7 protein-coding genes are annotated in these 12,867 nt (G+C 38.7%); 6 read left to right on the forward strand and 1 reads right to left on the reverse strand.

What is annotated here, in order from left to right:
• The 5 genes from R3O62_RS15820 to R3O62_RS15840 all read left to right on the forward strand — a co-directional run bounded on the left by R3O62_RS15820 (nt 1) and on the right by R3O62_RS15840 (nt 10,194).
• Nucleotides 1-2,391 carry an ABC transporter permease gene (locus R3O62_RS15820; RefSeq protein ID WP_032539282.1) on the forward strand — a complete coding sequence of 797 codons (2,391 nt, stop codon included), beginning with the start codon at nt 1-3 and terminating at the stop codon, nt 2,389-2,391.
• Nucleotides 2,392-2,556: 165 nt separating this feature from the next.
• Nucleotides 2,557-4,785, forward strand: a complete 2,229-nt coding sequence (locus R3O62_RS15825) for an ABC transporter permease (protein WP_032539281.1) — start codon at nt 2,557-2,559, stop codon at nt 4,783-4,785.
• A 24-nt stretch (nt 4,786-4,809) separates the two neighbouring features.
• Nucleotides 4,810-7,140, forward strand: coding sequence for an ABC transporter permease (locus tag R3O62_RS15830; protein ID WP_032539280.1), 2,331 nt, complete (start codon nt 4,810-4,812; stop codon nt 7,138-7,140).
• 25 nt (nt 7,141-7,165) lie between these two features.
• Nucleotides 7,166-7,840 (forward strand): ABC transporter ATP-binding protein, encoded by a 675-nt coding sequence (locus R3O62_RS15835; RefSeq protein WP_005777825.1) that lies wholly within the window; start codon nt 7,166-7,168, stop codon nt 7,838-7,840.
• An 11-nt stretch (nt 7,841-7,851) separates the two neighbouring features.
• Nucleotides 7,852-10,194 (forward strand): ABC transporter permease, encoded by a 2,343-nt coding sequence (locus R3O62_RS15840; protein WP_250746348.1) that lies wholly within the window; start codon nt 7,852-7,854, stop codon nt 10,192-10,194.
• 137 nt (nt 10,195-10,331) lie between these two features.
• On the opposite strand, the gene spt is transcribed toward R3O62_RS15840, so the two are convergent.
• Nucleotides 10,332-11,516 (reverse strand): serine palmitoyltransferase, encoded by a 1,185-nt coding sequence (spt, locus tag R3O62_RS15845; RefSeq protein WP_005777827.1) that lies wholly within the window; start codon nt 11,514-11,516, stop codon nt 10,332-10,334.
• A 219-nt stretch (nt 11,517-11,735) separates the two neighbouring features.
• Between spt and R3O62_RS15850 the strand changes: the two genes are divergently transcribed.
• Nucleotides 11,736-12,794, forward strand: coding sequence for a diacylglycerol/lipid kinase family protein (locus R3O62_RS15850; RefSeq protein WP_005806223.1), 1,059 nt, complete (start codon nt 11,736-11,738; stop codon nt 12,792-12,794).
• Nucleotides 12,795-12,867 lie beyond the last annotated feature (73 nt).

A 12,867-nucleotide genomic window follows, 5' to 3' on the forward strand; every position in this document is an offset into this window, starting at 1 on the left:
ATGATACGATCTTATTTAAAAATAGCATGTAGGAATCTTCTGAAGTATAAAGTTCAGAACATACTCAGCATTATTGGACTCTCCATCGGTTTTATAGCCTTTTTGTTAGGTGGCTACTGGTACTACTGGGAGCACCATTTTGACAGTTTTCATCCACAAAGTGAACATACTTATGCCTTGACGACTACCGGAATATTTAAAACAGCCGATGGGTTGGAAGGAGAACTGAACCAAATACACCAGCTGGCAGAGAAAGAGATAATAGCATTCCCTGAAATAGCTAAGGTATGCCATGTCAGCGATGTGAAATATGAAGCAGATGGTAAAGAAAGAAGTTGGATAGGAATGGCAGTAGACTCCACTTTTTTTGATATCTTCCAATGCCGGATGATCGAAGGAAATTATCATAAAACGCCTTATAACGCAAACTTTGTAATTCTGACCCGGAAAATGGCAAAACATCTTTATGGAGACAGCAGCTGTATAGGGAAAGAAGTGAAAATTAATAAAGAAATATCTTACACCGTTGCGGGAGTAATGGAGAATTATCCGCAGAACAGTGATTTTAAGTTTGAGTATCTCATTCTGAATACCCCCCAAGCCAATATTGTGAAGCGTAGCACCACTTATGTATTATTACACTCCAGTGCCAATGCATCACATCTGAATAAGAAAATAACATCTTTCCGGATTAAAGAGGCAGACACTCAAAGGGATACTTATTCCGAATGGCATTTCCACTTACGTTCATTGCCCGAGGTTCATGTCTACTGTTCTCCGGAACTCAAGGGAAGATTTCAACATATCGGCATTTTGGCAACAGCAGGTTTACTGGCTTTTGTCAGTGCGTTAATGAATCTGCTCGTATTGTTCATCGGACAACAGCAACGAAAAGCACGGTATAATTCAACTTTTTCAACTCTCGGAGCTTCTACCCTGAGCTTGGTAGGTAAAAACCTGCTTGAGCTCATTATACCTTTATTCATCGCTTTTTTGATATCAATGGGAGTTTGTGAGTTCTTATTTCCATATTATAAAGATTATACCAGCTTGGTGGCAGAGAGTAACAGTTATTATTTTGGCACGATTCAAAGCATCACCAGACAGGAAATATTTGGAACAGCTCTTTGGATCTATCCGTTATGTTGTGTTGTTTTCCTTGTCATAAGTCTGCTTCCCATCATCGGATTGCTGAAACGAAGCAGTCATGGGACTTCAACGTCCTTACGAAACGGATTAATCATCGGACAAATATTTATTGGTGCTTTATTTCTTTTCACTTCATGTATGTTCTACAGTCAATATAGCTTCATGACACACACAGATAAAGGGCTCGTTACAGACCATATATGGCAAATCGATTTAGGATATGATGCGACTTATAATAAAGACTGCAGTCCTTTTATAGCAGCATTAAAAGAAAGCTCTGCTATCGAAGGAGTGACAGCTTTAACACAGCCGATCCTTGTTTTCAGAGGGGAATGGTATTGTACTTTCATTACCAATTTCCCTATTGAAGGACGGAATTCTGATGAATCTGAGGAGGATAACTGCGTCATCGTACAAAAGAATTTTCTCCCATTCTTTGGGATGAAGATGAAAGAAGGAGAATGGATACAAAATCAAGGAACGGAAGATATCGTTGTCAATGAAACCGGGGCACGCCAACTTAATATCCCTTCCTTAACAGGTCGTCCTATTATCAATAATACAGGAACCGATGCAAAGTCTTATAGAATCAGTGGTATTTTACGCGACTATTACTATTGTCCGATGCAATATCCTCTGTCGAAGACCTTCTTTATGTATCAAAGCAATGCCGATGCTGCGAAAGCTTACAACGGTTTCCGGTACTTCTATATAAAGGTACGTCCGGGAAAAGAAAAGCAAGCATTGGAACATGTCCGGCAGATTTATCCGGAATATAGCAAAGGAGAGATTACTGAAGATGCACAGATCATTCAGCTCTCTACATTGATGGAATTGTTCAACCGGCCGGAAAAGATGATGTTCCGTATTTTCCTGTTATTGGCTATCCTTTGCATTCTCATTTCTTCATTCGGAGTATACTTTCTGGTTTCGCTCTCTACTGAGCAACGCAAGAAAGAAATAGCCATTCGGAAAGTAAACGGTGCACGATTCTCTGATATTTTGTGCCTGTTTTTTAAAGAGTATTTATGGCTGACTTTAACCGGTAATGCGATTGCTCTTCCGTTAGGATATATCTTTATCCGCCGCTGGCTGGAAACCTACGCATACCACACGGGCTTCCACGGATGGCTGTTTATATGTGTGTTTCTTTTTACCGGTATTATTGTTATCCTTTCCGTTATAAAACAAGTAATAATAGCAGCTAAAATAAATCCGGCGGAATGTATGAAAAGTGAATAAGCCGTCAGAGTGCGTATTCGCACCGGAATCGTGCAATATCACACACTGTTTTTGAATGAGCAATAGATGTAATATACATGAATACAGTACTATACAAGTTTGGCACATTTATTGAATCTATAATAACAATAATAAAGACATAAAAACAAATAATACAAACGAATTATGATATTACATTATATAAAAGCTACATTCAGGCAATTGATAAAACACAAAACGCAGACTAGCATTTCTATATTGGGAATCACTTGCGGATTGCTTTGCTTCAGTGTTTGCAATTATTATAATCGTATTTTCAGTACTGGCAATAAAGATTTAGCGACTTATGAACGTCAGGCTGAAATATGGATAGAGGGAAATGCATACCAAGTAAATATTCCAATACAAGACTTTGAAAAAAAAATCGGAAAAGAGAACTTTGAAGCAGTTGCTTTTTATTTCAACGCTAATGCCAAGATTACTTTGGATGAAACCATTTATTATAAGATAAGCAAAACTGAATGCAATGCCGATTATTTCAAAGTATTTCCTGCCAAGTGTGTGAACGGGTCATTACAACAGTTTGGAATATCATATAATGAGGCAGTAGTAACTACTGATTTTGTAAGAGAATTCTGTGGTAATAAATCTCCGTTGGGAAAGAGCATACTAACTGAAAATGGAAGAAACTATACGATTATTGCCGTCATAGAGCCTTATCCGGCAGGAATGAACAACTACCACAATCAGTATGATGTTTTTCTCCCGTTAGCAGAAAACGCTTCATTTGGAGCACACAAAATCTTATTAAAACATGCAGAAGATGCCGAACGGCTCTCTCAATATCTACAAAAGTTGGAACTTTTTCCAAAATTCCCGGAATGGGTACCTCAAATAGTATTAGAAAGCAAAATGGAGCACAAGTCCGGTGCCGAATTATGGATTGCAATTCTTGGGATATTGGTTTTATTGGTAGGTATGATCAACTATTTCTCGTTCAGCATAGGAACATTTGCCAATCGCTGCAAAGAAATCAGTCTACGTAGTACATTAGGAGCTACTTATTCAGGACAATTCATGCTACTTTTCCTTGAACAAGCTGTCGTTATCCTGATTAGTGGAATAATCACCTTAGCTGTCACCGAAAGTTTCCTACCCTGGTTTATAAGTACGTTTTCGTATGAGATGCAAAAAGAATTGTATATTGATACCTATCGGCTCTGGAAATACGAATGCCAATACTTGATTGGGATACTGTCAATCAGTGCCTTAGTCTCTCTTCTTTCATCATGGTATATTACGCGTAAAACTGCGGCGCAAGGTTTAAAGGGGGGAACTGCTACCGGTCAGCGTCACATCATAAGAAACTCTTTATTGGGTTTCCAACTTTTCTTCTCCCTTTTATTCGTCATTGGAACAGTCAGTATTTGGATGCAGATGCAGGAGTATAACCGAATAGCCAATCCGTACTTGAGTGCTAAAGAAAAGAAAGAAATCATGGTATTGGATATTAGAGGATATAACCGTATCGAAGAGAATCGGCAGGAACTTATAAGTTTTCTCCGTTCACGCCACTGGAACGAAAAAATGGCATATAGTAACAGAGATTATGCTCAGGATTATGGGTTCACAGAACTTATTTACGTTTCAGACGAATATTTTGAATTGATGAATATAGATTGTAAACATCAGGCAGGGGAACCATTTTGTTATGTAAACGAACAGCTATATCAGACTTTACAGACAGATTCTACTCCGGAAATCTATCGTTATCAAAACAAAATATATCCAGTGAAAGGTTTGGTACATATAGGTTGTGACTCACCAAGCGCAAAGCTACTCGCTATTCTGCCCATTTCTGCAATGAACAATGAAATTGGAAAAATTTATATCCAATTAGCCTCCAATGTTTCTCACAAAGATATAGAAGCAGAGATGGCCGGGGAGATAAATCAATATTTGCCGCAAAACGAACCTTTTGAGTTCATCAGCTTATATAAAGAACAAATTGGTCTGAGGACTATCTCACTTATATGGCTATTCATTGTTTGCTCCTCTATTTGCCTACTGATTACGATGTTAGGAATTTATGGTGCAATCAGTATTGACACCGTACGCAGACAAAAAGAGGTGGCTATCCGTAAAATAAATGGTGCACGCCTGTTGAATATTTATTGGTTATTTGGGAAAACCTACCTGATTTTATTCTTAATATCTTCTATTTTAGGGAGTTTGAGCAGTTTGTTTATCATGATTACAGGTAGCCAACATAAAATCATTCTATTTGATTACGCTAACCCATGGCTTTGGATATATTCTCTTTTGCTCTTAATAATAATTATAGCAGGTACTGTTAGCTGGCAAATATACCATATTGCACGAACTAACCCGGCAGAAGTTATTAAAAACGAATAAAAACAAATTACACTATATACCATTATGATACTACATCATTTAAAAATAGCCATTCGCAGTCTCTTGAAGTACAAGACTCACTGCTTGATCTCAGCCATTTGCCTTTCGGTAGGTATGACCTGTTTCTGTATTGTACATTTCTACATTAATGAAATAGATGGCGCCACTCGTCGTCTGCCCAATTTTGAACAGAGAATCGGACTCCGGATCATGAACCCCAACAATAAGGAAGACAGGGCATGGGGATGGTTTCTCACCCCTTCCCAAATCAAAACATTAACAGATCATCCTATACCCGGAATCAAACAGCTCAGCTGCCGATCCTTTGAAAGTCAAGCTGAAGTCGTCTTTATCAATCAAGAACAGGAGGAAAAGCCCTATATTGTATCTTATATAAGTACAGACCCCAACTTCTTCCCGCATTATCAAGCGTCATTCTTATACGGGAATACACTTCCTGTTGAACCTGACGAGGTTGTGTTATCCGAAAGTTGTGCCCGCAAAGTTTATGGAGAAAAGAATCCGGTCGGTACTCTGCTGAAAATAGTACAATTCAAAGAAGAAGAAAAGAAAAAAGACATTTATTACAAAGTCGTTAACGTAGTAAAAGAGTTGCCGAAAGTACTCCGTGTACAAGCCGATATCTATTTCTCTTATCGCAGAGACGATGCCCAGCAAAATGGATTTATTATGGAAGGAGTGTTAGACACTCCTGACGGACTTGATAAAGCAAATGAAAGCTTAAAAGGAGTCCCTTTTCTGCATCGTGGAGAAATGACATATCTTGTTGCCTCCAAAGAAGCCGATTCATATCAAGAGCCACAACGCCTCATTGCTATGGCATTCATCACTTTCTTATCTTCCTTAATTTTGTTATCAGGCATGATTAACTTTTTAAAGTTTATCATACAATCTTTCTATAACCGAAACCGTGAACTGGCATTGCGCAAAAGTATGGGAGCAACTGCCCGAAGTTTGTTCGGACTATTGTTTACGGAAGTTTTCTGGATGCTTACCTTCTCTTTACTTCTTTCGTTGGTATTGTCTGAATGTGTAAGTGGTCTTCTTGTATATTACATTCCGCCAAAAGAAATGATTCCAATAGATATACAAACGTTATACTCTATCCAATTCCAAGTATATTTAGGTTTACTCATAATTTGTGCAATCATTATTCTCTTTCCAGTCAGACGACTTCAAAGATCCGGACTTGCAAGCAATATTATGGGGAAAAGTCATAAACATATTTTCCGCAATATCATGATGTGCATACAACTATGTGTGTGTATTTTCTTCTTGGGAACAGCCATTGCCGTTCATTTATTCAATAAGGAGGATAACCGTCTATACCTTCCTTTATCCGACCAAGAAACAGGCCGTACTTTCTGTCTTCAAATGAATAGCGTTACACTCTATAAAAACAAAGATGCTATCCTCTCACAAATAAAGATGTTACCCGGAGTGGAAGAAACAAGCGCAGCTTTGATGACCGGCTCATTCAACTCTTTCTTGACCAGCAGCTATGAGTCTGCGGATCATCGTACACTTACCATCAATGTCCGGCAAGGTGATCCCAGCTATTTCCAGTTCTTCCGGATTCCATTTCAAGGGGAAACTGTTGATGCCGATGCAAGTAAAGTGGTCTATATCAGCGAAGCCTTCCGGCAACAACTGGACAAAGATTCTATCAGCGGAAACGTGAAATTAGGAGAGGAGAGCTACCGGATTTTAGGAACCTATAAAGCCTGCTACGGAGAAAATCTTTCCGAATATAACCAATACCACATATCCGTATTTTTCCCCACCAAAGAAATATCAGTCATATACATTCGTTTTCGAAATGACATTGCCTTTTCTAAAGCGAAAGCACAAATAGAGAAGGTATGCCGTAACTATGTACCAGAATCACTGGCATTAGACATAGAGCCCTTGAACGTAAGAAAAAGTACGACTCAGGGAATTAGGGACATGATGGGTGATATTTCACTGTTACTTGCTATCATTAGTATATTGCTTGTGGTGTTAAGTGTGTATTCTGCGATCTCCATGGATACCGTTAGTCGGCAAAAAGAAGTAGCCATTCGTAAAATTAACGGTGCTACACCTAAAGTGATCGCTTTCATGTTTGGAAGAGTCTACATCATCCAATTCATACTGGCCTATATGATCACTTATCCATTGTTACGGCTACTGATCATTGATATGACCAAAAGTTCTCCAATCAGCAGTGTCAGCGGATTTGCCTGGGGCATTTACCTGTTCATTGTAATAGGTTTGCTTATCTTTGTAACAACGGCATACAAAATATACAGAGTGATGCACCTCAACCCGGCCGATATCATTAAAAATGAATAATATAAACCAATAAAAAATTACCATTATGATTAAAACAGTAAACTTACAGAAAATTTTCAAAACCGAAGAAGTAGAAACCTGGGCGTTAAACAATGTCAGTGTAGAAGTGAAAGAAGGCGAGTTTGTAGCCATTATGGGACCATCCGGTTGCGGAAAATCCACTTTGCTCAATATTTTAGGTCTGCTTGATAATCCTACAGGAGGCGAATATTACCTGAATGGGAAAGAAGTATCCAAGTATACGGAATCGCAACGTACCAATCTCCGCAAAGGAGTTATCGGTTTCGTATTCCAGAGTTTCAATCTGATCGACGAGCTGAATGTATACGAGAATATTGAACTGCCATTACTTTACATGGGTATTCCCGCTTCTGAACGTAAACAACGGGTGGAAAAAGCAATGGAACGCATGGCCATCACTCACCGCAGCAAACATTTCCCCCAACAACTCTCAGGAGGTCAGCAACAACGTGTTGCCATAGCACGTGCAGTCGTTGCTAATCCGAAGTTGATTCTTGCCGATGAACCTACCGGTAACCTTGACTCCAAGAATGGTAAAGAAGTGATGGGACTGCTGAATGAACTTAATAAAGAAGGAACTACCATCGTCATGGTGACACACTCCCAACATGATGCAGGATTTGCTGACCGAGTGATTAATCTGTTTGATGGTCAGGTAGTAACAGAAGTAAGTATTTAACTTTAAACAGAATGCAATATCCGGTTATACTGAAACTTATTTTAAGGAGTTGGTGGCGAAATAAACTATTCGCCTCCATCTCCTTATTGAGCTTAGCGATTGGCATTACATGCACTATCTTGCTGATATCATTCGTTACTTATGAGTACACTATAGAATCTTCCAATCCAAGAAAAGAAGATATTTTCCGGCTAACACAAAATGTTCCGGTTATGCAAAAGCAAAAACAAGGGACCTTTGTTTATGGAGGCAGTGTTCCAGACATTGTATCCCAATTCCCGGAAATTGAAAGCTATCTGCGAATGAATGAACTTCAAACGTCAGGTATTCGGGTCGGAAATGAAAAATTCGACAAACAAACAATAGTTAAAGCAGATAGTTCACTACTTCATTTTTTCCCTTTTGAAACAGTATATGGTAATTTGCCTGAAGTATTATCTCACCCCGGTCAAGTAGCCATCAGCGAGAAATTAGCTCGTCTTTATTTTGGAAATGAGAATTATGAAAATCGTACGATTACACTGGAATTGCCCGATACCATTTATACGGTACAAGTAACTGCGGTATTCAGACATTATCCACAAGCCATGTTACAAGCTGATATCCTTACCTCGTTGTCAGATCCCGAACAGGGAAGCTCTTGTATGATTCTCCTGAAAAAAGAAGTCCAGTCAGCCTCATTTCGTCAACGATTTGAAGAAACAGGACTGCCTACTTTGATGGGAAAAGGAAATTATCAGTTGTTAGGTCTGCAAGATTCTTATTTCAATACAGACCTCTCTGATACTTCCCAAACTATGGAACATAGAGAAATTACATTACTCAGCATAGGGCTGTTATCTGCTTTGTTAATATTATCCATAGCCTGTTTTAATTATGTCAATCTTAGTTTTTCACGATTGCTGAAACAGGTTAGAATGCTCCATGTAGAAACATTAATGGGAGCTACCCGTCAATATATACACAAGCAACTATTTGCCGATACTTTTCTGACTGTCATGCTTGCGTTCTTGCTGTCTGTACTGTTGATAAATGATCTTTTACCGGCATTCAACTCTCTTGTAGCAGCGCATTTAACATTCGGTTTCATATTTTCGGGGAAGGTATTGCCATTATTAGCTTTGTTTATTATAATCTTATCTGTCATTCCCGCACTTTACATGAGCAGGAAGATGTATTCTCTATCAGAAAGTAATTACCGCCTGTTCTTTATTGGTAAAAAAAAGAGGCGCATAGTCTCTATACTGATTATACTCCAGTTCATAATATCTATTGCCTTAATGACAACTTTCTTAATTATACGTTCACAATTAAATATGATAGAGAATGAAGGAAAGCGTTATGAAAATATAATTGAACTTGGAGATGGACAGCAACTATCATTACTCCCAATATATAATGATTTAAAAAGTCTACCTGGAATAAAAAGTGCGATTACTACCCGCGGGAACATTTTTGACCCCTGGAGCATGGCAGTACCTGTGAACCAGGAAGGAGAGGAAGAAACACTGGTCATGGTTAATTTGTACAATGAAAGCCCGAAGTTTCAGGAACTATATGACATGACTTTACTTCATCCGGAACGTACTAAAGAGCTAATAGCCCAAACCGCTATACCGGTTATTGTCAATGAATCCTTCCAACATCATTTTGTACCCGCAGGAGAAGACCCCATTAGTCAGCCACTGAACAAATACAACAAGAATAATACTCAGCAAGGAGCTATTATTGTAGGAGTAATCAAAGACTTTAAACTGACCTCTTTTAATCAACCGGTAGCCCCATTGCAAATGATCTTGCAAGAAGTCCCCGAGAACCAATCTTATTATATATCTTTAAAGATCGATCCGGACCAACGAGTTGAGACCTTACAAAAGATACGACAACTATGGGAGACACATTTCCCTAATCGTTCTTTTACCGGTACAGATTTGTACATGAAATACTTGTCATTCAATCAAGAAGTAACTAATTTCTCTCAATTATTATTGGTATACTCAATCATAAGCTTATTCTTGACAGCTTTTGGTCTGTTCGGCATAGCATGGTACGCATCCGAACAACGCACTCGGGAGATAGGAATTCGTAAAGTGAACGGTGCTTCCACCTGGCAAATCGTTTGGTTACTTAATCGTCCATTCTTGTGTTATATCTTAATTGCATTTGTCATCGCAACTCCCATTGTATATACACTAATGTTGCACTGGATAGAGCAATTCGCTTATAGAGCCCCCATTGGATTGAAAGTTTTTATTCTTCCTCTATTGATAACTTTAGTCATGACAATATGCACTGTTAGCTTTAACAGTTGGCGGGTTGCAAAGTCCAATCCAATAGATGCAATTAAAGAATAGATAATGTCATGGGATACCCCTGATAAGGATAAGGATATTGATAACGTAAACTATAAATGGAAACAAAGGAGCCTTAAATGAAAAAGGGATTATGTCAAACAACATAATCCCTTTCGTATATTTATTCCTTATCTTATTTATAAAAGATCAAGTGCCTTGAAACATTTCACCAACTTACCGATAGCAAAGTCAATCTGTTCTTTGGAATGTGTAGCCATTAATGAGAAGCGAATCAACGTATCGTTCGGAGAACATGCGGGAGGAACTACCGGATTTACAAATACGCCCTCGTCAAATAACATTTTGGTTACCATAAATGTCTTCTCCATATCACGCACATATAGCGGAATAATAGGAGTGGAGGTGTGCCCGATTTCGAAACCAAGCTCACGGAAACACTTTAAAGAGTAATTGGTAATGTCCCATAAGTGTTCGATACGTTCTGGCTCGTTTTTCATAATCTGGAGTGCGGCACGAGCAGCGGCAGTGGCAGCAGGCGTATTACTTGCACTGAAGATATACGAACGGGAATTATGACGCAAATAATTAATAATGGATTCATCAGCAGCTATAAAACCACCGATAGCAGCCAATGACTTACTGAATGTACCCATGATAAGATCCACTTCTTTAGTCAACCCGAAATGATCACAAGTACCACGTCCGTTATTGCCCAGAACTCCCAAGCCGTGTGCTTCGTCTACCATGATATTGGCATCATATTTCTTAGACAAACGAACGATCTCAGGCAAATTGGCTATATCACCTTCCATACTGAATACTCCATCTACTACAATCAGTTTCACTGCATCCGGACGACACTTCTGCAACTCCTTCTCAAGAGATTCCATGTCGTTGTGCTTAAACTTAAGGATGGTAGAAAAAGAGAGGCGACGTCCTTCAACAATAGAAGCGTGGTCAAGTTCGTCACAGATCACATAATCTTCACGACCTGTCACACACGAAACTACACCCAAATTTACCTGAAATCCTGTGGAATAAATGATAGCATCTTCTTTGCCAACAAATTCGGCCAGTTCTTTCTCCAATTGAAGATGAAGGTCAAGTGTACCGTTCAGAAAACGCGATCCGGCACAACCCGTACCATATTTGCGGGTAGCTTCAACAGCAGCCTCAATTACTTTCGGATGATTAGTCAGGCCTAAGTATGAGTTCGAGCCAAACATTAACACCTTTCTGCCACTCATTATCACCTCTGTGTTCTGTTCACTTTCGATACAACGAAAGTATGGATATACGCCTTTAGCCTTTATCTGCTGAGGGAGGTCGTATTTAGCTAACTTCTCTTGTAATAATCCCATGAATAGTTATTTATATAATTCGCTTATTGACTACCTTATTTATAATAGTCTAAATCCTTTTTCCTTAACAAGTGTTTAAAACAGGGGGCAAAGATAACAAAATATGTTTTTAGCTGTTCTTTTTCTATGAAAAAATATACTCTTTATAGTTTTAGAAAGCTGGGAAAGGGCAAAAATTAAGATATTTATATTACTTTTGTCGACCACAACATATAAATGATGGAACCAACTTGCATGATCGAAAACAAGAAAAAAATAATATTCATCGTTAATCCAATTTCGGGTACACAAAGTAAGGAACTTGTTCTGAGTCTACTGGATGAGAAGATAGATAAGGATAAGTATACTTGGGAAATTGTGTATACCGAAAGAGCCGGACATGCAATCGAAATAGCAGCAGATGCGGCAGATAGCCACACAGATATAGTAGTGGCTGTAGGAGGCGATGGAACAATCAATGAGATTGCCCGTTCGCTGGTACATACCAATACGGCATTGGGCATCATTCCTTGCGGCTCCGGAAACGGATTGGCACGACATCTTCAAATTTCGATGGATCCGCGTAAAGCACTTGAGATTTTGAATGACGGATTAGTTGATATTATAGATTATGGAAAAATAAATGGTACAGACTTTTTTTGTACCTGCGGAGTAGGATTTGATGCTTTTGTCAGTCTGAAATTTGCCAATGCGGGTAAACGCGGACTCCTGACTTATCTGGAAAAAACTCTGCAAGAAAGCCTGAAGTATCAACCAGAAACCTATGAACTGGAAACAGAAGACGGTACTTCCAGATACAAAGCCTTCCTGATAGCTTGCGGCAATGCTTCACAATATGGAAATAATGCTTATATAGCTCCACAAGCTACGTTGACAGACGGTTTGTTAGACGTAACCATTCTTGAACCATTTACCGTACTGGATGTTCCGGCACTGGCTTTCCAACTCTTCAATAAAACAATTGACCAGAACAGCCGAATTAAAACCTTCCGTTGCAAGAAATTGTGCATCCACCGCAGTTCACCGGGAGTAGTCCATTTTGACGGTGATCCGATGCAGGCTGATGAAGATATCAAGATAGAGCTGATTCAGAAAGGATTACGAGTCGTTGTACCTACCGATAAAAAAAAAGATAATTCCAACGTACTGCAAAAAGCACAAGAATATGTGAATGGTATCAAGCTGATGAATGAAGCCATCGTAGAAGACATAGCACATAAAAACAAAGTTATTTTGAAAAAAAATAAGCAGCTGATACAAAAGCTTACTAAAAAATAGCCCTTTAGAAATAGTACAGAATCCGAATTAATATGTACTTTTGCAAACTACTTTAACAAAAATATAAAAATAA

Origin of the sequence: Bacteroides hominis (genome assembly GCF_033042785.2) — a bacterium.
GTDB classification, from domain to species: domain Bacteria; phylum Bacteroidota; class Bacteroidia; order Bacteroidales; family Bacteroidaceae; genus Bacteroides; species Bacteroides hominis.